Source organism: Alcanivorax sp., assembly GCF_040118815.1.
GTDB lineage: Bacteria > Pseudomonadota > Gammaproteobacteria > Pseudomonadales > Alcanivoracaceae > Alcanivorax.
In genome coordinates this window covers 440,355-465,944 of the sequence record NZ_JBEDTC010000006.1, presented here as the reverse complement: position 1 = coordinate 465,944, position 25,590 = coordinate 440,355, and the positions used below count along the sequence as shown (strand labels likewise).

General features: G+C 55.8%; 24 protein-coding genes. 7 read left to right on the top strand and 17 right to left on the bottom strand.

From position 1 onward, the window contains the following. Positions 1-57: 57 nt before the first annotated feature. The 11 genes from prpF to ABNH18_RS06135 all read right to left on the bottom strand — a co-directional run bounded on the left by prpF (position 58) and on the right by ABNH18_RS06135 (position 14,678). Positions 58-1,236, bottom strand: a complete 1,179-nt coding sequence (prpF, locus tag ABNH18_RS06185) for a 2-methylaconitate cis-trans isomerase PrpF (RefSeq protein ID WP_349381972.1) — start codon at positions 1,234-1,236, stop codon at positions 58-60. Positions 1,237-1,395: 159 nt separating this feature from the next. Next, positions 1,396-3,987 (bottom strand): Fe/S-dependent 2-methylisocitrate dehydratase AcnD, encoded by a 2,592-nt coding sequence (gene acnD, locus ABNH18_RS06180; protein WP_349381971.1) that lies wholly within the window; start codon positions 3,985-3,987, stop codon positions 1,396-1,398. A gap of 127 nt (positions 3,988-4,114) precedes the next feature. Beyond that, positions 4,115-5,260, bottom strand: a complete 1,146-nt coding sequence (gene prpC / locus ABNH18_RS06175) for a bifunctional 2-methylcitrate synthase/citrate synthase (RefSeq protein ID WP_349381970.1) — start codon at positions 5,258-5,260, stop codon at positions 4,115-4,117. A gap of 133 nt (positions 5,261-5,393) precedes the next feature. Further along, positions 5,394-6,284 carry a methylisocitrate lyase gene (gene prpB / locus ABNH18_RS06170; protein ID WP_349381969.1) on the bottom strand — a complete coding sequence of 297 codons (891 nt, stop codon included), beginning with the start codon at positions 6,282-6,284 and terminating at the stop codon, positions 5,394-5,396. 9 nt (positions 6,285-6,293) lie between these two features. Then, complete coding sequence (locus tag ABNH18_RS06165) at positions 6,294-6,992, bottom strand: GntR family transcriptional regulator (RefSeq protein WP_349381968.1); 699 nt, start codon at positions 6,990-6,992, stop codon at positions 6,294-6,296. Between the two features lie 195 nt (positions 6,993-7,187). Beyond that, a complete protein-coding gene (locus ABNH18_RS06160) occupies positions 7,188-9,161 on the bottom strand; it encodes a hypothetical protein (RefSeq protein WP_349381967.1) in 1,974 nt (657 codons plus the stop codon). Between the two features lie 42 nt (positions 9,162-9,203). Further along, complete coding sequence (locus ABNH18_RS06155; protein WP_349381966.1) at positions 9,204-10,091, bottom strand: hypothetical protein; 888 nt, start codon at positions 10,089-10,091, stop codon at positions 9,204-9,206. Then, positions 10,091-11,758, bottom strand: a complete 1,668-nt coding sequence (locus tag ABNH18_RS06150) for an OmpP1/FadL family transporter (protein WP_349381965.1) — start codon at positions 11,756-11,758, stop codon at positions 10,091-10,093. Before ABNH18_RS06150 ends, ABNH18_RS06155 begins: the two co-directional genes overlap by 1 nt. A gap of 30 nt (positions 11,759-11,788) precedes the next feature. After that, complete coding sequence (locus ABNH18_RS06145) at positions 11,789-12,799, bottom strand: transporter (RefSeq protein WP_349381964.1); 1,011 nt, start codon at positions 12,797-12,799, stop codon at positions 11,789-11,791. Positions 12,800-12,843: 44 nt separating this feature from the next. Continuing rightward, positions 12,844-13,653, bottom strand: a complete 810-nt coding sequence (locus ABNH18_RS06140; RefSeq protein ID WP_349381963.1) for a C39 family peptidase — start codon at positions 13,651-13,653, stop codon at positions 12,844-12,846. 161 nt (positions 13,654-13,814) lie between these two features. After that, positions 13,815-14,678 (bottom strand): DUF6160 family protein, encoded by an 864-nt coding sequence (locus ABNH18_RS06135; RefSeq protein ID WP_349381962.1) that lies wholly within the window; start codon positions 14,676-14,678, stop codon positions 13,815-13,817. 417 nt (positions 14,679-15,095) lie between these two features. On the opposite strand from ABNH18_RS06135, the gene ABNH18_RS06130 reads away from it, so the two are divergent. Further along, positions 15,096-16,106 carry an anthranilate synthase component I family protein gene (locus ABNH18_RS06130; protein WP_349381961.1) on the top strand — a complete coding sequence of 337 codons (1,011 nt, stop codon included), beginning with the start codon at positions 15,096-15,098 and terminating at the stop codon, positions 16,104-16,106. A 151-nt stretch (positions 16,107-16,257) separates the two neighbouring features. Here the strand turns inward: ABNH18_RS06130 and thrH are convergent, their stop codons facing one another. The 3 genes from thrH to ABNH18_RS06115 all read right to left on the bottom strand — a co-directional run bounded on the left by thrH (position 16,258) and on the right by ABNH18_RS06115 (position 19,145). Further along, entirely contained in the window at positions 16,258-16,875 is a 618-nt protein-coding gene (gene thrH, locus ABNH18_RS06125; RefSeq protein WP_349381960.1) for a bifunctional phosphoserine phosphatase/homoserine phosphotransferase ThrH, read from the bottom strand. A gap of 198 nt (positions 16,876-17,073) precedes the next feature. Then, entirely contained in the window at positions 17,074-18,048 is a 975-nt protein-coding gene (gene cysB / locus ABNH18_RS06120) for an HTH-type transcriptional regulator CysB (protein WP_349381959.1), read from the bottom strand. Between the two features lie 185 nt (positions 18,049-18,233). Then, on the bottom strand, positions 18,234-19,145 hold the full coding sequence (locus tag ABNH18_RS06115) for a 5'-nucleotidase (RefSeq protein ID WP_349381958.1): 912 nt from the start codon (positions 19,143-19,145) through the stop codon (positions 18,234-18,236). Positions 19,146-19,408: 263 nt separating this feature from the next. Here ABNH18_RS06115 and ABNH18_RS06110 point away from each other — a divergent pair, with 263 nt between their 5' ends. Continuing rightward, on the top strand, positions 19,409-20,035 hold the full coding sequence (locus ABNH18_RS06110; RefSeq protein WP_349381957.1) for a hypothetical protein: 627 nt from the start codon (positions 19,409-19,411) through the stop codon (positions 20,033-20,035). A gap of 129 nt (positions 20,036-20,164) precedes the next feature. Here the strand turns inward: ABNH18_RS06110 and ABNH18_RS06105 are convergent, their stop codons facing one another. Further along, entirely contained in the window at positions 20,165-20,557 is a 393-nt protein-coding gene (locus ABNH18_RS06105) for a PilZ domain-containing protein (RefSeq protein ID WP_349381956.1), read from the bottom strand. After that, the gene (locus ABNH18_RS06100) at positions 20,550-21,227 is read right to left on the bottom strand and encodes a hypothetical protein (protein ID WP_349381955.1); all 678 of its coding nucleotides are present in this window, start codon (positions 21,225-21,227) and stop codon (positions 20,550-20,552) included. Before ABNH18_RS06100 ends, ABNH18_RS06105 begins: the two co-directional genes overlap by 8 nt. Before the next feature lie 154 nt (positions 21,228-21,381). Here ABNH18_RS06100 and ABNH18_RS06095 point away from each other — a divergent pair, with 154 nt between their 5' ends. Continuing rightward, positions 21,382-22,146 (top strand): DUF3108 domain-containing protein, encoded by a 765-nt coding sequence (locus ABNH18_RS06095; protein ID WP_349381954.1) that lies wholly within the window; start codon positions 21,382-21,384, stop codon positions 22,144-22,146. Here the strand turns inward: ABNH18_RS06095 and ABNH18_RS06090 are convergent. Further along, positions 22,083-22,574, bottom strand: a complete 492-nt coding sequence (locus ABNH18_RS06090; protein ID WP_349381953.1) for a DUF2489 domain-containing protein — start codon at positions 22,572-22,574, stop codon at positions 22,083-22,085. The two genes, ABNH18_RS06095 and ABNH18_RS06090, sit on opposite strands and share 64 nt — an antisense overlap. Positions 22,575-22,803: 229 nt before the next feature. On the opposite strand from ABNH18_RS06090, the gene ABNH18_RS06085 reads away from it, so the two are divergent. The 4 genes from ABNH18_RS06085 to ABNH18_RS06070 all read left to right on the top strand — a co-directional run bounded on the left by ABNH18_RS06085 (position 22,804) and on the right by ABNH18_RS06070 (position 25,540). Next, positions 22,804-23,256 (top strand): hypothetical protein, encoded by a 453-nt coding sequence (locus tag ABNH18_RS06085; RefSeq protein ID WP_349381952.1) that lies wholly within the window; start codon positions 22,804-22,806, stop codon positions 23,254-23,256. Continuing rightward, positions 23,246-24,295 carry an S-methyl-5-thioribose-1-phosphate isomerase gene (mtnA, locus tag ABNH18_RS06080; RefSeq protein WP_349381951.1) on the top strand — a complete coding sequence of 350 codons (1,050 nt, stop codon included), beginning with the start codon at positions 23,246-23,248 and terminating at the stop codon, positions 24,293-24,295. The genes ABNH18_RS06085 and mtnA overlap by 11 nt, the downstream gene beginning before the upstream one ends. Further along, complete coding sequence (locus ABNH18_RS06075) at positions 24,288-24,923, top strand: methylthioribulose 1-phosphate dehydratase (protein ID WP_349381950.1); 636 nt, start codon at positions 24,288-24,290, stop codon at positions 24,921-24,923. Before mtnA ends, ABNH18_RS06075 begins: the two co-directional genes overlap by 8 nt. Before the next feature lie 71 nt (positions 24,924-24,994). Continuing rightward, the gene (locus ABNH18_RS06070) at positions 24,995-25,540 is read left to right on the top strand and encodes a 1,2-dihydroxy-3-keto-5-methylthiopentene dioxygenase (RefSeq protein WP_349381949.1); all 546 of its coding nucleotides are present in this window, start codon (positions 24,995-24,997) and stop codon (positions 25,538-25,540) included. Positions 25,541-25,590 lie beyond the last annotated feature (50 nt).

The following is a 25,590-nucleotide window of genomic DNA, read 5'->3' as shown; positions in this document are numbered from 1 at the left end:
CTTCAGGCTAATCTTATCTACATGAAATGGCGTTAGCTGTGATGAGGCTCGCCTGCATCAGAAGCTGTCGCCCGGAATCCGGACATTACCTTCCATCAGGACCCGGGCGCTGCGGCTCATGCTGGCTTTGGTGGCGCTCCATTGGCCGTTGAGCTCCGCGGCTTCAGCGCCGACTTGCAAAGTACCAGATGGATGACCAAAGGTGACCGCATTGCGCTCACCGCCACCGGCAGCCAGGTTTACCAGCGTACCGGGAACCGCTGCCGCCGTGGCAATGGCCACCGCTGCGGTGCCCATCATGGCGTGGTGCAGCTTACCCATGGACAACGCACGCACCAGCACATCGATGTCAGCCGCGTTGATTTGCTTACCGCTGGATGCCGCATAGCTTTTTGGCTTCGCGACAAACGCTACCTTCGGGGTGTGTTGACGGGCTTCGGCTTCTTCAATGTTGTCAATCAACCCCATGCGCACGGCACCGTAGGCGCGAATGGTTTCGAACATGGCCAGAGCTTTCTTGTCTTCGTTGATATCACCCTGAAGCTCGGCGCCTGTGTAACCGATGTCTTCTGCGTTGACGAAAACGGTGGGGATGCCGGCATTGATCATGGTTGCCGGGAAGGAGCCCACACCTGGCACGTCCAGCTCATCGACCACATTGTCGGTGGGGAACATGGCGCCCTCCCCGTCTGCCGGGTCCATAAAGTCCACTTTGACTTCGGCGGCGGGGAACGTCACACCATCCAGTTCGAAGTCACCGGTTTCCTGAACGTCTCCGTTCGTGATCGGCACATGAGCGACGATGGTTTTCTGAATGTTTACCTGCCAGATGCGCACCACGGCAATACCGTTTTCGGGGATACGATCTTTGGCGACCAAGCCATTGCTGATGGCAAACGAACCGACCGCTGCGGTCAAATTGCCACAGTTGCCGCTCCAGTCCACAAACGGTTTGTCGATGGACACCTGGCCGAACAGGTAATCCACATCGTGGTCGGCTTTTTCGCTTTTAGCGAGGATCACCGATTTACTGGTGCTGGACGTGGCGCCCCCCATGCCGTCGGTGTGCTTGCCGTAAGGATCGGGGCTACCGATCACGCGCAGCAAGATCTTGTCACGGGCTTCACCCGGCACTTGGGCGGTTTCGGGCAAGTCGTTAAGGCTGAAGAAAACACCTTTACTGGTGCCGCCACGCATATAGGTGGCAGGTATTTTGATTTGTGGTGCGCAGGGCATGAGTTTGCTCCTTAAAAACCCCGACGGGGTTACATTGTTCGGTTTCCGCCAAGAGGTTAAGCGGCTAAAGCAGCCTTAATGCGGGAGCCTGCCTGCAGGTTAAATACAATGAATCTAACCCATATCGTTTGCAGGCGAACTCCCACAGGGGCCTCAGGTTTAGCCTGCTTCTGCCATAAATTCGTTAGCGAATTTCTGCAAGATGCCGCCGGCGGAATACACCGATACTTCTTCTGCGGTATCCAGGCGGCAAATGACAGGGATGCGCTCTACGTCACCGTTGGCGCGATGCATGATCAGCGTTAGCGTGGCACCCGGTGCCGGTTCACCTTCCACGTCGAAGGTTTCAGTGCCATCGATGTTCAGGGTGTTGCGCGTCGTGCCCTCTTCGAACTGCAGAGGCATAACGCCCATGCCGAGCAAGTTGGTGCGGTGAATCCGCTCGAACCCTTCCGCCACGATACTTTCTACACCGGCCAACGCCACGCCTTTGGCTGCCCAGTCACGGGACGAGCCCTGACCGTAATCCGCACCGGCGATGATGATCAACGGCTGTTTGCGTTCCATGTAGGTTTCAATGGCTTCCCACATGCGCTTCACTTCGCCTTCCGGCTCAATACGCGCCAAGGAACCTTGAATCACATTACCGGCTTCGTCCTTAACCATTTCATTGAACAGTTTCGGGTTAGCCAGTGTCGCGCGCTGGGCGGTCAGGTGATCGCCCCGGTGGGTGGCGTAGGAATTAAAGTCCGCCTCCGGCAGACCCATCTTGTCCAGGTAGGCACCGGCAGCACTGTCCAGCAGGATCGCGTTGGACGGTGACAGGTGATCTGTGGTGATGTTATCTGGCAGTACTGCCAGCGGACGCATGCCTTTCAGCGCACGGGCTTCAGCCATGGTGCCTTCCCAGTAAGGCGGGCGACGAATGTAGGTAGACTGCGGACGCCAGTCGTACAGCGGGCTCGCGGCACGTACGCCATCGCCCTTCTTCTCGAACATTGGGATGTAGGTCTTGCGGAACTGTTCCGGCTTCACTGCGGATTTCACGATGGCGTCGATCTCTTCATCGGACGGCCAGATATCTTTGAGCATAATCGGGTTGCCGTCCTGATCATGGCCCAGCACATCCTTCTCGATATCGAAACGAATGGTACCTGCAATGGCGTAAGCCACTACCAGCGGCGGCGAAGCGAGGAACGCCTGCTTGGCATACGGATGAATACGGCCATCGAAGTTACGGTTGCCGGATAGCACCGCGGTGGAATACAGGTCACGCTCGATAACTTCTTTCTGGATTTCAGGATCCAGCGCACCGGACATGCCATTACAGGTGGTGCAGGCAAAGGCCACCACATCGAAGCCCTGCTGTTGCAGCTCTGGCAACAAACCGGATTCTTCCAGGTACATTTTTACGGTTTTGGAACCCGGCGCCAGAGAGCTTTTCACCCAAGGCTTACGCACCAGGCCAAGCTTGTTGGCGTTACGGGCCAGCAAGCCAGCGCCAATGATATTGCGTGGGTTGGACGTATTGGTACAGCTGGTGATGGCGGCGATGATCACAGCCCCGTCCGGCATCAGGCCTTCTTCCTGTTCCCACTCTTTGGCAATGCCACGGCTGCCCAGTTCGGACACCGGCAAGAGTGAATGGGGATTCGATGGACCTGCCAAGTTACGCGCTACGGAAGACAGATCGAACGTCAGTACACGCTCGTATTCCACCTCTTTGAGGCTATCGGCCCACAGCCCGGTTTCCTTGGCGAACTTTTCTACCAGTGCCACTTGCTCATCTTCACGGCCAGTGAGGCGCAGGTACTCAATGGTCTGATCATCGATAAAGAACATGCCAGCGGTGGCGCCGTACTCCGGGGTCATGTTGGCAATGGTGGCGCGATCACCGACAGACAGGCTGTCTGCCCCTTCACCGAAGAATTCCAGATACGCGCCGACTACCCGCTCTTTACGCAGGAATTCGGTCAACGCCAGTACCAAGTCGGTACCGGTGATGCCCGGGTTCAATTTACCGGTCATTTTTACGCCGACGATGTCTGGCAGGCGCATCATGGAGGGGTTGCCCAGCATCACGTTCTCGGCTTCAAGGCCGCCCACGCCCACGGAAATCACGCCCAGTGCGTCGACCATGGGGGTGTGGCTGTCGGTGCCCACGCAGGTATCCGGGAAGGCAATGCCGTCACGTACCTGCACCACCGGAGACATCTTCTCCAGATTGATCTGGTGCATGATGCCGTTGCCCGGCGGGATCACGTCCACGTTATCAAACGCGGTCTTGGTCCAGTCGATGAAATGGAAACGGTCCTCGTTACGGCGATCTTCCACCGCACGGTTTTTCTCGAACGCGCCCTCTTCAAAACCGGGGTGTTCCACAGCGAGGGAATGATCCACGATCAGCTGCGTTGGCACTACCGGGTTTACCTGGGAGGGATCACCGCCCTTCTCAGCGATGGCATCACGCAGGCCAGCCAAGTCTACCAGTGCGGTCTGGCCAAGAATGTCATGGCAGACGACACGGGCGGGATACCAGGGAAAATCCAGGTCGCTTTTGCGTTCGATCAGCTGCTTAAGCGCATCAGTCAGATCCTGTGGCGCACAACGGCGCACTAACTGCTCCGCCAGAATGCGGGACGTGTATGGAAGTTTTGCATAAGCCCCAGGCTGGATCGCATCGACCGCCGCACGGGTGTCGAAATAGTCCAGCTCGGTGCCGGGAAGGGATTTGCGGTATTCGGTGTTCATAGCCTGGGGATCTCTTGTCTGGGTGCTTGAATGTGAGCAGAGGAATAAATAAATCGACGCTGGATGCCAGACGCACAATGCCCGACGGGGTTAGCGTCAGGCATTGAGCGTCAGGCGTCAGGCGCTATCAACCTCGCTCAGCGATCGGCGTTACCGGGCGAAGCTCTTCACCGGTGTAATCCGCGCTTGGGCGAATAATGCGGTTATCGGCGCGCTGCTCCATCACGTGGCCAGCCCAACCGGTCAGGCGGCTCATCACAAAAATCGGCGTGAACAGCTTGGTCGGAATGCCCATGAAGAAGTAGGCAGACGCGTGGAAGAAATCCGCGTTACAGAACAATTTCTTCTCGCGCCACATCACTTCTTCACAACGCACAGACACTGGGTACAGCACGCTATCGCCCACATCCTGACCCAGCTTTTCCGCCCACTGTTTAATGATGGCGTTACGCGGATCGGACTCGGTGTAGATCGCGTGGCCAAAGCCCATGATCTTTTCTTTACGTTCCAGCATGCCCAGCATTTCTGTTTCGGCTTGGTCCGCACTGGTGAACTTCTCAATCAAAGCCATGGCCGCTTCGTTGGCGCCGCCATGGAGCGGACCACGCAGGGTGCCGATGGCACCGGTGATGCAGCTATGAATATCGGACAACGTGGACGCACAAACACGGGCGGTGAAGGTGGACGCGTTGAACTCATGCTCTGCATACAGGATCAGGGACACGTTCATCACGCGCTCATGCAGCTCGTTGGGCTTTTCGCCACGCAGCATGTGCAAGAAATGTGCGCCGATGGAAGCATCGCCGGTATTCTCGTCGATACGTACGCCATCGTGACTGAAGCGGTACCAGTAACAGATGATGGACGGGAAGCACGCCAACATACGATCTACGCAGGCTTCCTGAGTCGGGAAAGCCCCCATCACGCTGGTGTCTTCCTGCTCCAGGTTACCCAGCATGGAACAACCCGTGCGGATTACGTCCATGGGGTGAGCATCAGCCGGAATCTGTTCCAGAACGGTTTTCAGTTCTGTCGGCAGACTACGCAGACCTTGGAGTTTGCTCTTGTAAGCATCCAGTTCCGCCTGGGTCGGCAGCGCGCCCTTGAGGATCAGGTGTGCGACTTCTTCAAATTCGCAGTTTTCCGCCAGATCTTTAACGTCGTAACCACGGTAAGTCAGGCCTGAGCCAGAAACACCTACAGTGGAAAGTGCGGTTTTACCAGCGACCTGGCCACGCAGGCCTGCGCCGCCGAGTTTTTTTGCTTCTGCCATGATTTGTCTCCTTGTGAATCTTATTTCCGCCAAAGCGGATTCTGTACTGAAGGGCGCCCCTCGAGACTCGAACCGGCATGAAGAGGCTCAAAACCGGGTTCGCACCTCAAGAGGAACTCCTACAAAATTGGTATCAGCCCTTGCCCTTGGCGAAGAGTGCATCCAGTTTCTGCTCGTAATCGTGGTAGTTCAGGAAATCGTACAGCTCCATACGTGTCTGCATGATGTCCACCACGTCTTTCTGATGGCCTTGCTCACGAATACTTTTATACACTTGCAGCGCGGCGTTGTTCATGGCGCGGAAGGCACTCAATGGGTATAACACCATATCCGCTCCGGCATCAGCCAGCTCTTCGCGGCTGAACAGCGGCGTGGCACCAAACTCAGTGATGTTAGCCAACAACGGTGCATCACCCAGGCCTTTCTTGAAGGCTTTGTAATCTTCCAGTGTGTGCACAGCTTCCGCGAAAATGCCGTCGGCACCGGCGTCGATGCAGGCGCGAGCGCGCTCCACCGCAGCGTCCAGGCCGTCTTTCTGGAAGGCATCGGTACGGGCGATAATGAAGAAATCATCATCGGTCTTGCCGTCCACCGCCGCTTTTACGCGGTCGACCATTTCTTCCTGGGTGACAATTTCCTTGTTCGGACGATGACCGCAACGCTTCTGGGCCACCTGATCTTCCAAGTGCACCGCGCCAGCGCCTGCCTTGATCATTTCCTTCACAGTGCGGGAAATATTGAACGCCCCACCCCAGCCGGTATCGATGTCTACCAGCAGCGGCGTTTCCACGGCACTGGAGATACGACGCACATCTTCCAGCACGTCGTTCATGCTGGTCATGCCCAGGTCCGGCATGCCATAGCTGGCATTGGCCACACCGCCACCGGACAGATAGATGGCGCGGTAACCAACCTGTTCCGCCATCATTGCCGCATAGGCGTTGATGGTTCCCATGATTTGCAGGGGCTTTTCTTCCGCGAGCGCTTTACGGAAGCGGCCGCCGGCGGTCAGGTTTGCTGACATGGCGTTCTCCTAATTGTCCGATTTGAGGTTTTCCGCCTTGTGAGCGGCATATTGGGTTTCGATATTCTTGCGAGCACTGCTGATGTGACGGCGCATCAACAGCTCCGCCATTTCGCCATCGCGGGCCTCGATGGCCTCCACAATATGGCGATGTTCGTTAAGGGCTTTTTGCGGGCGATTGGCCACCGAGCTGAACTGGTAACGGTACATGCGCACCAAATGATAGAGCTCGCCAATCAACATCTGGCTGAGGGTGCCGTTATGGCTGCCTTGGATAATGCGGTAGTGAAAATCCAGGTCACCCTCGCGCTGAAAATAGGCGGTGTCCTGCTGCAAATCCTGCTGCTGCTCATGCTGGGCCAGCACGTCATAAAGGCCTTTGACCTCCTCTGCTGACATTTGCTCGGCCGCCAATCGCGCCGCCATACCTTCCAGCGCTTCACGCACATGGTAGATTTCGATGAGATCGTCGAAGCTCAGTGAGGCGACACGGGTGCCCACATGGACGACGCGTTCCAGCAACTTGCGGGATTCGAGGCGACGGATAGCCTCACGGAGGGGTCCACGGCTGACGCCGTATCGACCAGCCAGCTCGGTTTCGCTGACTTTGGAACCGGGCGGAATCTCGCCACGCACGATATCGTCCTGCAGACGGGAAAAAACCCGGTCAGCCAGGGTTCGTGCAGATTCTGGTGCAGTAACAGACATAAAACAGCCCGATTGTTGACAATTTCAACGACCGAGCTGGACTTTACGCCCTCATGATAGGGACTTCAAGGGCAATTGTTGACAATTAAGCGGCATCAAATGTGAATCGATGGCCTGTAGGAGCGTGCCTGCATGCGAACACCTTTTCGTTTCGCCGGGTGTGTTCGCTTAGAAGCAAGCTCCTACAAAACAGGCTCATGGCTGATTGGCAGGGTCACAGGTATTCCCCGGCACTGGCGCCCCGGCAAAAAACTGCACTGCCCCCTGGGAGAGAGCCACCAGCATCTCCTGCTGGTCCTCAGTGAGATCGTTCACGTTATTGGTATCATCAGGATCAGCAGGCGCCGGCAACGCGTCGACCCACTCTTTCTGCTGAATGTAGGGGTAATAGCCATCCACCCAAAGCGCGCGCAGGCCTGCATCAAAGTTGACATCACCGGTGCGGTACAACGGCACGCACGCATCATCAATATCAACCCGGCCGTTAATCGTGACGCCGAAGTTAGCAGCAACATCCGGCTGACTAGCGTCCGGGGCCAACAACAATGAAATATTGGCGGAGTTCGAATCCGCCAAGGTACGGGTGACAAAGCCCACCGCCCAGCTATTGGCAGCACTAGTGGGGCAAGAGCCATCCGCCGGGCCAGCCATGATCACACCGTAATCCGGGCTGCTGATATCCGCGATAACATCAAGACAGAAAACAGCACTGCCATAGTAATCCGCCCGAGGCTGCTCATCGGTCACGCTTTTATTGTTAATTTCCGGGAAGTAGTTGCCGCTGCCATCATCTGCCGTTTCGATATCTAAATTAGGAATCGAAGTGCAGTCTGCCGCATCATCCTGGGACAGGCAGGCACGCATCAGGCGAACCGTAAACGGCCCCGCCAGTGCCAGATCATCGATAACGGTCTGATTCGGCTCAGCCTGGGGGGCCGCCTCCAGCTCACCGGACAACGGCAGATCAACCGCATCGCCAACCAACGTCCCGGTCAGCGCTCCTTCGTCATTACTGGCCAAAGAGGACGACAGGCTCGGGTAATTGAGTTCGAGATCCGTCTTCCCTACCCCGTTTTCTGGCAGGAAATTATTGTAAACAATCTTGTTGAGAAAACGCCCCTGAACGGCCAAGTCGGTATCTCCATCGAGCTCGATAGATATCACTGAGCCATTTTCGAACTGCAACTTTTCGTTAACGGCCGTAGACGCAGTAAAGGCCACCAGCTCTCGAGAGAACTCGCCTTGGCCCTCCCCTCTTTCTGCGAAACCCAGCCCCATTACCTTGCCGTTGGGAAGAATCAAGGGTGGCTGTCCCAGCGGGGTATCATCGATAAGACGGCCAGGCAGATTGATTCTCACAATATCCTTACTTGCGGCAGAGGATGAATTGTCATCCTGGCAGGTAATAAAAATACAGGAGCGAAAGCTGTAGTTCCCCGAAAACGTGTAACCATTAGCCAACTGCACTTTAGCCAACGGCACATTAGGGTCCGGGTCCATCCCGGCCAGCGAACCCGAGGCCAATTGCGCATTAACCGCAACAAAGAAGGGGTCCCAGTCACTGCGGAAATCGGCATACACCGCAGTATCAATCGGCTGTTCATAGGTCTCAGGGTCATTGTCATACACCTCATGAACGGCATCTGGGATTTTCACGAAATCCGATGTTGCCGGGTCCACATCCAGGCCCTGAATAAACGCGGCCACGTTACGGCTCTGAGCGTCAGAGGCCGCTTCACGGAACGGGGAATTTTTCAGATCAGCCACAGTGACGGCATAACGGGTATAGGCCTCTTGGCTGGGAAATTCAATGCTACCCAGGGACAAGTAATTCCCTTCAAAAAGAGCGTTACCGATCAGGAACTCAACACCCTGAGCACCGTCCGGACACAGTGCATTGAACGCCGGCACGGTGACCACGTTACCATCGGAATCGACCGATTGCTGGTCCGTATCCGAGGTGAAGAACACCACGTTGGTGCCGGTGCAGGTGTAGCCCAGATTGCTGACATGGGGGCCGGCAAGCTCAACCAGCACATCGCCACGCGAGGAGGGATCACACCCTGCCCCAGCGGGGCATCCAGGCACGATCGCATCAGAAAAATCTTCACCACCATTACACCCGGCTAGCGCCAGTAAGAGCGTGGTCAGAATAAAAAGAAATCGCATATTGGTTTCCTGTGCATTCGCGTGGGGTTCATTAACGCTCTCTTACGGGGCGGTCAGAACCAGCTCGCCTTCCGTCACCTGTTTCAAACCATCGGTGCCTGGGCGGCTTTCAAAATAAGGCAGAAAAATAACCAGATAGTGTTGATCCGGTTCCCTTTCAACGGTTCCCTGCAAATAGCCATATCGGTACCAGGTTTCCGGGTACTTACGGCTGAACGGCTGGTCTACGAGCATGACGGGCAGGCCAGCTTTATCCAGCCAGAGCAACTCAACGGCGAGATAACTCTGCTTGCGTATAAACGCCATCAACGAGACGCGGTTAACCTCGTCAGGGAATGAATAAATTCTGGCCCGGTAAGCGGATTCACCCACCATGACGGGGGTATCTGCCCCAAAGGCAATTAACGCTTCTTTACCGGATTCCAGGCTATGCGATTCTTCCAGCAGGTGCTGGCAACAATCAGCCCGCAGCGCCCGATAAGTTTCCAGATAAGCGCCTGAATCCAGAGTCTCATAGGGCGCCGGTGCCGAACTGGCCGCCTCACGTTCAGCCCCCATGTCCAGGGGGCGGCTCACGAGTTGCCCGGTTTCATCCACATAACTGATAAAACGGTCGTTCTCACGGGCCTCCAGCTCCTCGTCCACCTCGCCGCTGGGGCGGTAGTCTTCCACAGACTCCAGGGTAGCAGAACCCCCTGCCGGCTTTTTCTGACTGGTGACAGAACCGGCAGGCTCTGCCGTTTCGATTGACGCTGTGGTGTTACCCGAGTCGGACGGACGTTCGAGGGTTACCAGGTTTCCCTGCGCATCCGTGTAGACATATAGCCCGCCCCCACCAGCAGCACGCTGAGGCTGACTCTGGCTGATGTTTTGCCCCTGACTCTGGCAGCCAGCAATCAGCGCCACGAGCAGCAAGATCAACAGTCGCATCAAAATTTGGTTCTGAATGCCAGGCCGACCATCATGATCCTGGCTTCGGTTTTGATATCCAGCCCGGCGTAGGGGTTGTAGACCACATTATCGATGCCGGTACAGTTAGCCGCGCAACTGGTGTCTGCAGGAATCTCATCCTTGCTGTGCAGCATGCCGACACCCAGATCGATATCGGTGTCCTTGTCCCATTTGTAGCCCATCCCCAGGCTGTAATAGCGCGACTCATTGATGGGTACCATGGGGCTACGACGCTCTTCGGGAATCGCCGATGCGCGGGGCTCATAGCCTGCGCGGAGCTGAATACGGCCGGTCAGGTCATAGGCGGCACCAAAGGCAAGGTTCCAGGTGGACTGGAAATTCAATGGATAACTTAATTGCGTCGACGTGGAGCCCGGCGAGAACAGACGCGCCAGGCTCAGTACCGCGGAGCTACGGTCGAAGACGATATTAAACGCATCCCACTCTTTGTAATCCGCCCATACCGCATCCACATTAAACTGCAGGCGCTCGGTGGGCTTAATTTTAATGCCGGTCTGGAAAGTCGCTGGCATGGTCAGGTCCATACTCACCGCCCCGACTTCTTCACTGCCGATCTGTGAAGGGATACCCAATACGGCCAACGCCAATGCACCGGTGGCCGAGCTACCGATACCGTTAACGGTCTCCTGGGTCGCATTGGAATAGGAAATTTTATAATCCCCTTTCATGTGCGTCTTCGCTTCAGAACGCCACACCGCCCCCCAGGCAAATCGGTCATTGGGTTCCCACAACACACCCAGGTTATAGGATGGGCTGAATCGCTGATCCATGGAGACTTCCAGCGATGCCAGGTTCTTGAAAGGTCCAAGCCCTTCATCCGGGTTACAAATCCCGAACAGGATCAAGTCGAGCGCAATATTGGATTCACCCGCGAAAGGCGCACAAATACTTTCATCAATCACACGGGCAAAACCCAGCAACTCATTGGGCGCACGGAAATCCTGCTCCAGGGCAATGGCCTGATAACTCATGCCGATGGACGCGCCGATGGATAGCTCATCATTCACCTGGTAGGCCACCGACGGAGACAGGTAGGTAATACGCTCAAGCGCCATTCGCTCGCCCATGTAGTTACCGACGTCATCTTCATCGCGGTAAAAACCCGCCGCCATGGGCAAATACGTGGCCGTACCGAAGGTAAACTTGGAGCCCGCAGGGCGAATGGAAAATGCCGGCAAGGGGCCTGCGATCAGCGGGCCCGGTGGCAAGTCCACTGTATCGTTGATGAACGGCACATAGAGGGAAATCCCTTCCACCGAACTGGTCGCGGTTTTAAAATTACGGCAGTAGTCCACGCCATCATCCGGCACGTCATCACACACTACCGGATCATCAGAAAAACCAAAGACGTTGTAATCAGGCGGTGCTGAAAATTCAGATTCCAGTGAAAAATCGGCCCCAACGAATTGCAAGTCCATACGCCGACCATCAAGCCGGGCAAGCCCCGCCGGGTTGAAGTGAATAGACATGACACCCGGGGGATCTGCAGTGACAGCGTGCCCCATACTCATGGCCTTCACATCTAAGGCCAGGTTGTTAGCAAGCTGCGCATGGGCAGAAACGGCCACAAGCCCTGCCAACATGACGAGAATACGCACACCGGACCCTTTATTTTTGTTATTCATGGCTAGCCCCTTCCAACTGCTTATCACGGCTTATGCCCCGGGTTTCAGGCCTGAAAAATCAATCGGCAAAGAAAGTCCGAGCAGCACATCAGGGGAATCTTCCGTCAAACCAAACCCGAAGCTCAGGTTGACGATGCGGTTACTGGAAGTCCGAAGACCCAGCGAAGTATTGATGACACTGGAGGTGGAGTCCTCCGATGCCGCCGTGTAATCCTCGAAGAGAAAATTGGTTTCGAAATTGTACGACTGCTGATAGCTTGCGCTCAGCGACACCTCGTAGGATAACGAATACGCCATCCCCATGGAGAAATTAATACTGTCCCCAGGCTGCACTTCATTGAGAATCTGGCCACCCCGAACCTGGTTCAACTCAGTCGCATCAAACGCATAGGTGTAGCCCAGCGAACCGAACAGCACGACTGGATCAATCACCTTACTGGCACTGACACCTGCCCCCACAGAATAATAACCGGAGCCACTGGACACCTCTTCATTCACGTTGATGTCATAAGGGCTGTCCCCCGTGGGCGTGCTCAGCGTGGTGTACAAGGTCGTATTCATGGCCCCCGGCTTCACCGGGAAAGGCTGGTAACGCAAGCTGAAAGACACATCCCCCAGTGCGGCCTGGGAGACATCTTTCTGCGTGTCATACTTGTAGGACACCGGCAGACGGGTATTAAACGTCAGGTTATTCCAGATACCGTAATCCAGTGACAACGATGAAGAAAACGCATGCTGAGCATCCTGCTCAATACGAAAACGGCTGATATTGCCGGTGTTTTCGTCAATGGCAATGTCGATACGGTCATCACGGTAGTAGTTGTAACTGGAAGAAAAGTTCAACGACATCTCGCCGCTGGGAAGCAGTGAATATTGCTTCTCAGCCGCCTGAAAGACCTCTTCAAGATTTTTTTCCTGAGTGACATCCTCATCCGTGGTCTGCAGGGCATCTCGGGCTTCGTCAACCTCGGCGGCCCAGGCAACATGGTGCGCCAGCAAGAGTGCGGCCATTACTGCCGCCTTCCCAGACATCATTTTCATGCAAGCCTTCCTTTATTATGTTTGTTATTCGCCACTGCAGGCTGTTATTGGCGGAAGTAGGTTCGTGTCGGCACATTGATGACCCGTTTATCCCCGTCATCCTCAGTAATCTGAACCCGAGTTAGCGTGCTCGCCTTGTCCGCCCAGTTCTCAATCGGTGCGGTAAACACCGGGAACACATCAAACGCCAAACGATTAATGGTCCGCTCATCAAGCAAGCGCAGATCATAATCGGTGAGTTCCAGACCATCCTGGGGCTCAAAACCGTTCGGAAACACGATGAACAGTACGTTCTGGTCCCAGACCTCCTGGAATTTCGATTCACTGAAACTGATATTGCCCAGCGCCGGATCTGCCACATAAACATGGCCATCCTGGTACTTCTTGAGCACGACGAAATGCTTAAAACCGCCGTAGGCAATCGGCACAATAGCGGGATGATCCAGAGACTGAATGTCAGACATTTCCGCCCGGAAACCACCACTAGGGTGCCCCAGCGCAGTGGCCAGCCGTTTCATATCGAGTAGGGAAAAACCGCGTCGTTCCACGATCTTGTCGGTTTCGCCAAACCGAAGCAGGCCTTCCATGATCTGGCGCTCTTGGAACTGTCGTCCCAGATATTGGTTCAGTACGGTAGTCAACGCCGCGGAGCCACAGGAATAGTCGTATGCCTGGCGCGTCACATTGTGGTATCGGAACTCGGATACCGGTTTCACCACGAGATCACGCTCGCGTAAGGACACCGGTTGAGTCGGGTGTTCATAGTAGATTTCGCCCTTCTGCGGGGGCTTGATCACTACAGCCTCATTGGCGGCGAAGTAAATAAGCGCCACACCCAGCATGGAAGTCAGCATCTATGCAATCCAGCGTTATTGTTATTGTTTGTTTCTTATGGTGGCTGACATGTTAACCACGTCACCCAACACTGGCAACCACCTATTCTGACAATACAGCTCGGCATTTCAGCCAATAAAAAACCCGGCCGAAGCCGGGTTTTTTACTAACGCTAAAGAAACTAGTGACCACGAACAGCGATCTGGGTGCCGTTCAAGTTCAGCCCCAAAATCTCAACATCACCGATGGAAGTACCGGTACCCAGCGCAACATCTGTCATTTGGACAGAAAGGCCTGTAGCTGTACCAAGCTGCCCTACTGAGATCACAACACCATCAGTACTGTCCAAGTTAACACCTGCAACAACATCCATGCCCCCGTTATTCCCATCGATGACAATGGAGCCAACAGAGAGGGATCCGCCGGTGGTGGCAGTAGCATCATTCAAAGAAAAGTTGGAGATTGTGATGCCACCAGTAATAGTGGTATCCATGGCAATCATCTGGGTATCAGTAAATCCAGCAATGGTCTGAACCTCGTTACCAAGCTGAATATTCATATTCACCTGACCCAAAGTGATATCCATGCTATCTAGGATTGCTGTAGAAGAGCGGTTTTCGATTGAAGTAGCAAGCGTATCCGTACCAGTAGTGGCACCCATGCCCAAGCTACCAGCCACATAGAGATCACCGGTGGAAATAACGGTGCCAGATGGAATAGTTACAGCAACATTCAAAATCGGTGCACCAGCATTGCCGTCCGCATCAATTTTCGCAGTAATTTCATTGCCATCTGTATTCAAGACTAGATTATCAATAACGATCGCACCAGCTTCGCCGCCAGTGATGCCATTACCACCGCCAGCAAGACCGTCATTGTCATGAACCACCGCATCCAAAGTCAGACTAGGCGTGGTAAGGCCAATGGTGATACCGTCCTGACCCGTTACAGCAGACAGCGCGTCATCCTGCATCGGCTCGAGAGCCAGGGCGCTCATCGGCGCGACGGCTACAGCGGCAGCCAGAGCCAGTTTCTTGAAATTCATATTGTTCTCCTCGTGTGCACAACGTTTTTGTAATGCTTATGTGCGCCCCAGTCTTCGCAGAGCACACAGTTACGTTAACACAACAGTTACAAAAACAAATATGCCCGTTACAAAACGTTGGCGGCTCTAAAGCAAAGTCCAAGTCATTGTAATTATTAGTCTTTATTCTATTTTAGAACAGACGCAACAGGTTGGAATGAATGAAAAGGTCAACCCCTTTTGTTACGACTGTTACCCCCGGTAACAGGAATGGGCATCGTTGCGTTACAAGGTTAGACTAACCGCCTCATTTTAGTCTGGCAGCCCATGACTTACCGTTGCGTTTTTCAATCTGAAGGTAGCTTACGCTGGCTTGGCGAGCCTGATGCAGTGCTCACAGCACACTCGCAGGCAGAGCTTCTGCGTCTGCGAGTCAGAGTGGAGCACGCACTAGCAGGAGAATATCGCTTTGCGGCAGGCGTGCTGCCCTATGAAGCAGGCTCGGCATTGCAGGGGCTACCTACCGCCCCTTTTACCGCTTGGGTATACCTATATAAGGAAGCGCCTGCCACACAGCCCAGTGCCACCCCCTCTGATAGCGACGACTTCACGCTAGCCTCGACCTTCCAGCCTGAACAAAACCGGCAGGCGTATCTCAGCAGCCTTGCCCGTATTCAGGCCTACCTACAAGCCGGTGATTGTTACCAGGTAAACTTGGCGCAACGCTTTTCAGCCCACTTCAGCGGCTCAACCCTGGGCGCCTGGCTGGCACTGCAACAGGACCACCCTGCCCCGCACAGCTGCTATTTTGAAACCGGTCATGGAGACAGCGTGTTCGGTGTTTCGCCAGAGCGCCTTCTGTCTATTCAGGGCCGGCGGGCGGTGACCGAACCCATCAAAGGCTCGCGCCCCCGCGGGCAGACGCCTGACGAGGACGACCTGCTCGCGGCCGAGCTGCAGGCCAACCCCAAAGATCAAGCTGAGAACCTGATGATCGTGGACCTGCTCCGCAATGATCTGGGAATCAGCTGTGAATCCGGCAGCATCCAAGCGTCTCCGCTGTTCGAATTGCGCAGATTCAGCAATGTGCAGCACTTGGTGAGCACCATCACCGGCACACTAAAAGCGGACATCACACCGCTTCAGGCCCTGTTTAGCGCGTTTCCCGGAGGATCGATTACCGGAGCACCTAAAAAGCGGGCCATGGAAATCATCACCGAACTGGAGCCGACGCCCCGCGGGGCGTATTGCGGCAGCTTCTTCTGGATGGATGACCAGGGCAACCTGGACAGTAATATCCTGATTCGCACGCTACAAACCGAGGGCGACAGACTCTATTGCCATGGCGGTGGCGGGATTGTGTTTGATTCGGTGCCGGAGGCGGAGCACGAAGAGAGCTGCTTCAAGGTTGCCAAGCTGATGGGCGCGTTGGAGGAAAGATTTCTGTAATCTGCACACCAAGCTGTGCCTCATGCAACACGTCAAAACAGCCCCTCCCCAAAGAAAAAGCCGCACCCAGATTCTGGACGCGGCTTTTCATTTTCAGGTCTACCACGCTCGCTTCGCGTTGTTGCATGAAGCGTGTTGAGTGCAGCGTGCTTTACAGCTGGATATCACGCTCGCTGGCTTTGATGATCTCTTTCTTCAGGTCATCGTAGCTGTGCACTGCGGGGAACTGCGGAAATTCGGCGATCACATTATCCGGGGCATGGAACAGAATGCCCTGCTCGGCTTCACCCAACATTGTAGTGTCATTATAGGAATCACCGGCGGAGATGACCCGGTAGTTCAGGCTGTGAAACGCAATAACCGAGGCCCGTTTCGGGTCTTTCTGGCGCAGTTTGTAATCGGTAATGCGGCCATTCTCGTCCACATCCAGGCGATGACAGAACAGGGTCGGCCAACCCAGCTTCTTCATCAACGGCTTGGCGAACTCGTAGAAAGTGTCCGAAAGAATGATCAGCTGGAAGTTCTCACGGGCCCACTCAACGAATTCCTTGGCACCATCCATTGGGTCCAGGGTATCGATGACAGCCTGAATGTCAGGCAGGCCGTAACCATGCTCATCCAGGATTTTCAGGCGCATGCGCATGAGTTCGTCGTAGTCCGGAATATCCCGGGTGGTGGCACGCAGCTCATCGATGCCGGTTTTTTCAGCGAAGTTGATCCAGATTTCAGGGATCAGCACCCCTTCCAGGTCCAGGCACAACAATTCCACGGTGTTTCCCCTTTGGGTTGATAAGGCGCGCACAATGTAGCCGCGCCCCGGAGGCTTTGCAACGGGGGGCCAGAATTTGGGGGTATGCAAACCTTATGAAGAAGGGCAAGCGCTTTGTGGGAGGCTGCGCTTGTTAGCGCTGTGCCTCCGTCTTCGCGATGCAAGCATCGCTTCACAAAAAGGGAGTTAGCTCGAATGTTAGCGGATGGGTAGCTCTATGCCCTCAAACAAGGCCTCTCTTTCCTCCCGGTTAGGGGCCTTGATGGCAGCTTCTACCAACTCTCGGCTTAGATGGGGAGCGAACGCCTCCAGAAAGTCGTACATAAAGCCCCGCAAGAAGGTGCCTTTGCGGAAGCCAATGCGGGTGGTGCTGGATTCGAACAGATGGCTGGCATCCAGGGCCACCAGGCCCTTGTCTTCCACCGAGTCCACCGCCATGTGGGCGATAATCCCGACCCCCATGCCCAAGCGAACATAGGTCTTGATCACGTCGGCATCTGCTGCGGTAAATACCACTTTCGGGTCCAGGCCTTTATCCACGAAGGCATCATCCAGCTTGCTGCGCCCGGTGAAGCCGAATACATAGGTAACAAGGGGGTATTCAGCCAACGCCTCCAGAGTCAGCGGGTTCACACTGGCAAGCGGGTGCCCTTCAGGTACTACCGCCGTCCGGTTCCAGCGGTAACAGGGCATCATGATCAGATCGGAGAACAGATCCAGGGCTTCTGTGGCGATGGCAAAATCCACGCTGCCGTTGGCCGCCATTTCAGAAATCTGCATGGGTGTGCCCTGATGCATATGCAGCGACACATCCGGGAAAAGCCCGGTGAACTGATGGATAACCGGGGGCAGCGCATAACGCGCCTGGGTGTGCGTGGTAGCGATGCTGAGTTCGCCACGGGATTCATCCCGAAACTCCTGGGATACCCGCCGAATGGATTCGGTTTGCTGCAGGATTTCACCCGCAATTTGCAGGATAGCCTGCCCGGCAGGAGTGATATGGGTCAGATGTTTGCCGCTACGGGCGAAAACCTCCACCCCCAGCTCGTCTTCGAGCATGCGGATCTGTTTGCTGATGCCGGGCTGCGAGGTGTAAAGCGCCGCTGCGGTGGCTGATACATTCAGGTCGTGGCGGGCCACTTCCCAGATGTAGCGTAGTTGTTGCAGTTTCATTCCTGCCTCCGCATTGAAGCCGTAATCGGTTATAAGAATATAATCGATTATTCATTCAGTGCATAGATAACCGCGCCTGCTGAGCCACCCAGCTTCTGCCACAGTTTTCGCGATGCACACATCGTGTTCACACAGTAAGCCACCCTAACGTCAAGCCAGTGAAGCCTCTACGGCAATCCGCTTTCTTACTTGTCTTTCTTTCTATTGGAAATGCCATGCGGCACGTGGCCCGCGGCCACATGCTCCGCCGCAGACTCACAGTGACCCTGCTGATCATCGAAGAACACATCCGCCCCGAAGGCGCGCAAGAACTCCCCTTTGGATAACCCGCCCAGGAACAGGCTTTCATCCAGGCGAATATCCCAATCGCGCAAGGTACGCACTACCCGTTCATGGGCAGGCGCACCGCGAGCCGTCACTAGAGCGGTACGAATTGGGCAATCCGCTACCGGAAAACTGTTCTGTAGCTGATGCAGTGCCGCCAGGAACGGCTTGAAGGGTCCGCCATCCATCGGCTGTCTGGCCGACTGCCGTTCGTTCTCGGTAAAAGCCTCAAGACCATCGCTCTGAAAGATTTGTTCTGACTCATCAGAAAACAGCACCGCGTCACCATCAAAGGCAATCCGCAAAATGCCATCCGGGCGCTGACACTGACCACCGGACAAAATCGTCGCCGCCGCATAGCCCGCTTCCAGCACCTGCTGCACATCGCCAGGATCGGTGGACAAAAAAAGGTGGGCTCCGAAAGCGGACACATAACGGTGCGGGCTTTCGCCGCTGGCAAAGGCGGCACGGGTAATGGGCAATCCATAGTGGGCAATGGAGTTGAACACCCGCAGCCCCGTATCCGAGCTGTTTCGCGACAGCAGGATTACTTCGACCCGCCCTTCCCCCTGCTCCAGATCATTGATCGCCAGGAGCTTCTTAACCAGAGGAAAGGCATCGCCGGGTTCCAGCAAATCATCCTCATGCTGAACCTGGTAGTCCTGAAAGGCTTCCAGCCCCTCTTCCAGATATACCCGGTGACTGTCGGAAAGATTGAACAAGGCCCGTGAGCTAATCGCGATGACTAACTTGCCATCGAAGGTTACTGGCATAATTCCTGTCTCAGACGATGAGTATGTACGCCAGTATCCTGCCCTGCTGCTTAAACCGCAACGGCATGGTAAGACGCAGGAGCCATGAAGGCTCATGCGCTTCCGGCATTTGGCGTCGAGCATTGAGCCCCGCTTGATCAATGGTTGTTCAAGGTTCATATGTGGCATAAAGTTGCAACGGCAAGTGCGTTGATCTGGGCCATCGCTCATCCCGAGCCGGTTGGCCATTAACGAATTAATCCGTAGGGGAAAGGGAGTCATCCATGGCTGCTAGCAAGGTGAAAGATACCGTCGAGGAACTTCAGGCTCAGATTCGCAAGCTGGCTGAGCGCTTCGACAAGGAACGTGAGAAGCAGATCGCACAGTTGGAAAAGCAACTGGATAGAGTGCGTGACAGCCTCAATCAGCAATTGAAGCGCCAGCGCGAATATTTCGCCAAGCTGGAAAAACTCCAGGCCGAATACCGGGAAAAGGCCACCAGCACCGTAAAACGTCAGCTCGACCGCGCCCGCAAAACCGCAGACGACACCCGCAAACAGGTGGATGATTCCGAAGCGCGCAAGCGCATTCTGGAAACAGAGGTCAAGGTTCTCAAGGCCACCGCCAAGCAGGCTCATAGCCTGGCTCGCGTTATTGGGCAGTACGAAAAGGACCTGGAAAAGCGCGCCAAGGACATTCAGCGCAAGGTAGCGCCGAAGAAAGCGGCGAGCAAAAAAGCCCCGGCCAAGAAAAAGGCCGCAGCCAAGAAAGCCCCCGCTAAAAAAGCGGCTGCCAAGAAGGCACCGGCGAAGAAGAAAGCCACCGCCAAGAAAGCAGCCGTGAAAAAGGCTCCGGCTAAAAAAGCGGCGGCCAAGAAAGCACCAGCCAAAAAGGCGCCTAACGCGTCTTGATCCTGGACCCATAAAAAAACCGCCAACATGGCGGTTTTTTTATGGCTATTCGCAGGCAGCGCTTCTGGAATCAGCGTTTATCCACCATCCCAAGCCAAGCCGAAGCAGCACCAGCTTCCGGCCGCAGAATCACCCAGTACCCACCGTCCCGAGCAATGGCTCCATACCCGCCAGATAGCGAATCTGGTGTTGATCTGTATCACCCACCAATTCGCGTAAATTAGAGTAGGTGCGCAGCCCGAGACGGTAGGCCTGCCCTGCCCGCTGGCAACTCACCACTTCAGCGGACACACGACGCAGAATCATGCCTGGAGAATAAAGATCGAGCTGCAGAATGGTGCCATTACTGAACTTAATCGGCGAGGTAAGACCGATTCCGTAACGGTTATAGTCCAGCGCCTTGGCCCGGGTCATGAAACGCCAACCACCGAACAGCCGGTGGCGATAGATGTCGATACGCATTTGCGTGTTGATTCGTGCCAGCTTGCGGCGGTTTGCGCCGCGCGTTTCCCTGCTATCCATCATCGAACCGTATCAGCATGTTGTCGAAGTAATTGACCACCGCCTTCCTGGCGTCGGTATCCATGGCTGTCAGGCCCTTGTGTGTTGCCGAGGCCGCAGCTTTACATATTGTAACACGAGCCGCAGACACAAGGGCACGATTTCCCCGACCCAGCTGTAAACAGGAAACAGAATTATCCATAAAGTTAACCACGGCACCGTCATTGATTGCCTGCATCACGCTCAATAATGCCTCTAGCTGACCTTCGCCTTGCTGATACTCAAGAAAAACCATAGCTGCTTTTTCCGCCACTGCCGGTTCCAGCGGATAAGCCGCGTAGACGTTGCTATTGAGGACTTTTCTCAAGCGGTGAAAATAGTCAGCCAGGGCTTGTTGCTCAGCGACCGTGGTATTGCGAATCAACCGCCCGACCAGGCTGTCGGCTGCCCGATTAATGATCTTCATGGCCCCCAGAATTAGACGGGCCGCCGCGCCCTGGCTGTTCGCGGCTTCGATGGGACCTTTGAAATAAACGTTTAACACAACATCAACAAACTCAGTGACCAACAGTTCCAGTTCAGCCACATGAGACACCCCCGGCTCTCCATCGCATTGCGCCAGATACACATCAATGGCATCACGCAGTGCAGTCGGGGCGGGAAAGGCGACGTGCAGGGTATTTTCATCCATACTTGACTGACCAAATTAACAAAAATTGCGGGGCTGAAACGCCGTTTGTTCCTAGCCTGAAACGCAACGGCCAATGACCTGGCCGCAGTAACGTTTCAGTCAGCATATAGAACAGAGTCGTTTCAGCGCCCCAACAGAGCAGGAACACAGGGAAGTGGCGAATCATACTGGAATATTGACACCGGGACGGCTGCTGTACTGCCTGGCTTTTATGGCGTGCCAGCCACTGGCCGCGCAGGCCCCCTTTCCCGCCGAACTCCGCCCCGCCGAAGGCACTTACCGGGTCGTTGTCAACGGCATCCCTGTAGGCCTCAGCGCCACGATTCGTCTGGAGAAAGCCGAGCCCGGTTACCGACTCCATTTCGCCGCCCAGAACCGGCTATTCAGCCATGAAGAAAGTGCCCATTTTGACTGGCAAAACTGTGAGGCCACCCCCTTCCACTACCAGCATGCCAGTGCAGGCTTTGGCATGCAGCGAGGCGGCGAAATTCGCTTTGACTGGGAAGCAGGCCAAGCACAGGGCAGCAAAGCCACCTACGCACTGGCGGCGAATACTCTGGATGCACTCAGTGTAGCCATGGTGGCACGCTGTCACATGGCAAACGGTGATACCACATTCAGCTACGCCGTCGCCGAGCCCGATGGAATGACCGATTACCATTATGAATCACTTGGCACAGAGTCATTGAAAACCCCCGCAGGCACCTGGCAGGCAGCAGGCCTTGAGCGAGATTACGCAGAGCGAGGTCGCCATTCCGAATTCTGGGCCGCCGAGGAGCTGGATTACTTCATGGTGCGTATGGACCACCGGGAAAACCCGTTTATCCGTGGCCGCATTGAGCTGACCGACTTCCGCTACCTGGACGAGCCTGACAGCAACACCGAACGCCAGGACGGCAACACCGTTACCAGCCGCTGAACCGCCTCACCAACAACAAAGGCCTGTTCGTCTTCCAGCTGCCAGCGGTAATTATCCTGACTATGGCGAGCGCGGGACGTCAGGCCCTTGCGGCCCTCTCCCCGATCGAACTGCTGGCAGGTCTCTGCAAATTGATGGATCGCCGCCACATCCGCTTTCGGGGAAATATCCGCCGGCAGACTGTCCAGCAAAGCGCTAATACGGATGGCCGCCTCACTCAGTTCAACCTGCTTCTGCTCCACCGCGCGGCAAAGCACCTCCAGGCTATCGAGTATATGCGTGTACTGCGCCACACTGCGTTCCTGCTCCGCCAGCCTAAGGGCTTTGCGGTGACGGACCATCCAGGCTTTCCAGATCAACAAGCCGAGTACGGAGCCAATCAACAGTCCGATCACGATTGCCAGTACTACCTGCCCGGCCATGGCCATATTCACTTCTCCTGGAAGGCACTATCGACCCAAACTGGCCCACGCGCCTCCATCAATAATTAATGTTGCACCAAGCTGACAGTTTCCACCGCCAAGTCTCAACACAGAAACGGCAAAGCAGCTTCATGAATAACGCCTTACACCGGCATAACCACGATTGAAAATTGCCTGTCATAGCGCCATTGTACGTTTCACTGAGCGTACGTTCACACTATTCTCCGGAGGCCTATTGAACGCTGAACTGCCCGGCTGGCTCGCGCCACTGGCCCAACAACTGGAACCCTGGCTGCCGGCCTTGACCGTTACTGGAGTCATCATGGCCGTGGCGTCACTGGTGGCGCTTCCCTGGTTTCTGGTGCGCATACCGGAGAACTATTTTACCCAAGCGTATTCACCACATCAGAACCGGGGCGCTCTTGCCTGGTTAGTATGGCTGTTACGCAATCTGCTGGCGGTACTGTTGCTGGTCGCAGGGACCCTAATGCTGGTCCTTCCCGGGCAAGGTTTGCTGACTATTTTGATCGCCATCATGACCAGTACATTTCCGGGGAAATACCGTTTGGAACGCGCTATCATGCGCCGCCCCGGGGTCTTCCGGGCCGCAAACTGGATCAGGGGCAAGTACCATCGCCGCCCACTGGAACACCCGGACGCATCCAAGGAGTCCTCCCATGGCCGTTAATAGCGCCGCTATTCGCTGGCATAGCGATCGCCTGCAATTATTGGATCAACGCCGCCTGCCAACGGAGACCCAGTGGCTGGATATACTCGACAGCCAGCAAGCAGCCGATGCTATCCGCGATATGGTCGTGCGCGGCGCACCGGCCATCGGTATCACGGCCGCTTATGGCTTGGCGCTGGAAGCCAGACAATTGGGCGATGACGCATCCCTCGCCGCGTTACAAAGCGCCATCGCCACCCTCGCGGCCAGCCGCCCCACCGCAGTAAACCTGTTCTGGGCCCTGGAACGACTGCAAGGTATTGCCGGTGATCTTCAGGGCAGCACCTTGTATCAGGCGTTAGCAACCGATGCAGAAAACATTCACCGCGAAGACCTGGCTGCTAACCAGGCCATGGGCGAATTCGGCGCCGACCTGCTCCCTGATGGCGCCACGGTCTACACCCATTGCAATACCGGCGCGCTGGCCACGGGTGGCCACGGCACCGCATTGGGCATCATCCGCAGCGCCTGGGCCCGTGAGCAATTAGCCGGGGTCTACGCCGGTGAAACTCGCCCGTGGCTGCAAGGCAGCCGACTCACCAGTTGGGAGCTGCTCAATGACGGCATTCCGGTCACGCTAGTGGCCGACAGCTGCGCAGGCCAACTGATGCAACAAGGCAAAATTCAGGCGGTCATCGTCGGTGCCGATCGAATTACCGCCAACGGTGATACCGCCAACAAAATTGGCACCTATAATCTGGCGGTACTGGCGCAGCATCACCAGATTCCATTCATTGTCGCCGCCCCCGTTTCCACCCTGGACCCGGCACTCCCCGACGGCAGCCACATTGAGATTGAGCAGCGCGACGGCAGTGAAGTACGCGCCATCCAAGGCAAACCGGTAGCGCCCGAGAACTGCCCAGTGTACAACCCGGCCTTTGATGTCACCCCCGCGGCGCTGATCACCGCCATCGTCACCGAACAAGGGGTTATCCATAAGCCGAACACGGAAAAACTCAAGGCTCACCTGAGCCAGGCCAAGGAACGCCACCATGACTGATCGCCCTTATTCCACCAGTGCGTTCCGCGACGCCGCCCGCGCTCTGGCGGCCACTGGCCAACGCATTTATGCCCATGGCTGGTCGCCCGCTACCAGCAGCAATTACTCGCAGCGCCTGAATGCAGATTTTGCGGCCGTGACCCAATCCGGCAAGGACAAGGGCCTTCTCCGTGAAATCGACATCATGGCCGTGGACATGGAGGGGCAACCCGCTTCCTCCGGCAAGCCCTCCGCTGAAACCTTGCTGCATACCCAGCTTTACCGCTTTGATGCCGATATTCAGGCGGTACTGCATACGCACAGCCACGCCACCACCGTGCTGACCAGGCATTGGCCCGCCAACAGCATTACGCTGGAAGGCTATGAACTGCTCAAGGCCCTGGAAGGCATCACCACCCATGACAGCCGGCTAACCATACCGATCTTCGAGAACACCCAGGATATTGCCGCCTTGGCCGGTGAGGTGGATAAGGAGATGCGGGCTGGGCACATCAGCCACGCCTACCTGATTCGTGGCCACGGCCTGTACACCTGGGCGAGGGACCTGCCTGGCTGTTACCGTCAACTGGAAGCGCTGGAAACCCTATTGGCCATTGAACTGGAATGCCGCCGTCTTCGGGGCTCTTGATACACCGCGCGCAAGCAACATGTTCTGGCAAGAAAGTACGGATAGAAAGAACAGATAAGAGAGAAGATGCCATGCACAGCGAACTAAAAGTCTTTTCCGACCTGGCACCTGACGTGCTGGAACAACACCACACCGACAAGGCTGCCATGGCCCGCGTGCTGGCCGGCGCCGGGGTACGCTATGAACAATGGCAAGCCAACCAGTCGTTGTCTGAAGCCCCCCAGCAGGAAGAAGTGATTCAAGCCTATCAGGCGGACATTGACCGACTGATCGCCGACGAAGGCTACCAAACCGTGGACGTGGTCAGCATGGTGCCCGATCACCCGGACAAAGCCCTCTTCCGGCAGAAGTTTCTCGAGGAACATCGGCACAGTGAAGATGAAGTGCGTTTTTTCGTGGAAGGCCGGGGACTATTCACCTTGCATATCGAGGGCAAGGTCTACGAGGTGCTGTGCACAAAGGGGGACTTGATTAGCGTGCCGGCCAACACCCCGCACTGGTTTGATATGGGGCCAAGTCCCCGTTTTGTCGCCATTCGCCTGTTCAACAACCCGGATGGCTGGGTAGCCGACTTTACCGGCAGCGATATTGCCCAGCGCTTCAATCGACTGGACTGACGCAACAGCCGCTATACCGCCGAATTCTTCGCGTGCAGGCACGCTCCCAC

Coding starts and splice junctions, on each gene's coding strand:
- prpF (WP_349381972.1), bottom strand. CDS start 1,236: ATGCCCTGCGCACCACAAATCAAAATACCTGCCACCTATATGCGTGGC.
- acnD (WP_349381971.1), bottom strand. CDS start 3,987: ATGAACACCGAATACCGCAAATCCCTTCCCGGCACCGAGCTGGACTAT.
- prpC (WP_349381970.1), bottom strand. CDS start 5,260: ATGGCAGAAGCAAAAAAACTCGGCGGCGCAGGCCTGCGTGGCCAGGTC.
- prpB (WP_349381969.1), bottom strand. CDS start 6,284: ATGTCAGCAAACCTGACCGCCGGCGGCCGCTTCCGTAAAGCGCTCGCG.
- ABNH18_RS06165 (WP_349381968.1), bottom strand. CDS start 6,992: ATGTCTGTTACTGCACCAGAATCTGCACGAACCCTGGCTGACCGGGTT.
- ABNH18_RS06160 (WP_349381967.1), bottom strand. CDS start 9,161: ATGCGATTTCTTTTTATTCTGACCACGCTCTTACTGGCGCTAGCCGGG.
- ABNH18_RS06155 (WP_349381966.1), bottom strand. CDS start 10,091: ATGCGACTGTTGATCTTGCTGCTCGTGGCGCTGATTGCTGGCTGCCAG.
- ABNH18_RS06150 (WP_349381965.1), bottom strand. CDS start 11,758: ATGAATAACAAAAATAAAGGGTCCGGTGTGCGTATTCTCGTCATGTTG.
- ABNH18_RS06145 (WP_349381964.1), bottom strand. CDS start 12,799: ATGAAAATGATGTCTGGGAAGGCGGCAGTAATGGCCGCACTCTTGCTG.
- ABNH18_RS06140 (WP_349381963.1), bottom strand. CDS start 13,653: ATGCTGACTTCCATGCTGGGTGTGGCGCTTATTTACTTCGCCGCCAAT.
- ABNH18_RS06135 (WP_349381962.1), bottom strand. CDS start 14,678: ATGAATTTCAAGAAACTGGCTCTGGCTGCCGCTGTAGCCGTCGCGCCG.
- cysB (WP_349381959.1), bottom strand. CDS start 18,048: ATGAAACTGCAACAACTACGCTACATCTGGGAAGTGGCCCGCCACGAC.
- ABNH18_RS06115 (WP_349381958.1), bottom strand. CDS start 19,145: ATGCCAGTAACCTTCGATGGCAAGTTAGTCATCGCGATTAGCTCACGG.
- ABNH18_RS06110 (WP_349381957.1), top strand. CDS start 19,409: ATGGCTGCTAGCAAGGTGAAAGATACCGTCGAGGAACTTCAGGCTCAG.
- ABNH18_RS06105 (WP_349381956.1), bottom strand. CDS start 20,557: ATGGATAGCAGGGAAACGCGCGGCGCAAACCGCCGCAAGCTGGCACGA.
- ABNH18_RS06100 (WP_349381955.1), bottom strand. CDS start 21,227: ATGGATGAAAATACCCTGCACGTCGCCTTTCCCGCCCCGACTGCACTG.
- ABNH18_RS06090 (WP_349381953.1), bottom strand. CDS start 22,574: ATGGCCATGGCCGGGCAGGTAGTACTGGCAATCGTGATCGGACTGTTG.
- mtnA (WP_349381951.1), top strand. CDS start 23,246: ATGGCCGTTAATAGCGCCGCTATTCGCTGGCATAGCGATCGCCTGCAA.
- ABNH18_RS06075 (WP_349381950.1), top strand. CDS start 24,288: ATGACTGATCGCCCTTATTCCACCAGTGCGTTCCGCGACGCCGCCCGC.
- ABNH18_RS06070 (WP_349381949.1), top strand. CDS start 24,995: ATGCACAGCGAACTAAAAGTCTTTTCCGACCTGGCACCTGACGTGCTG.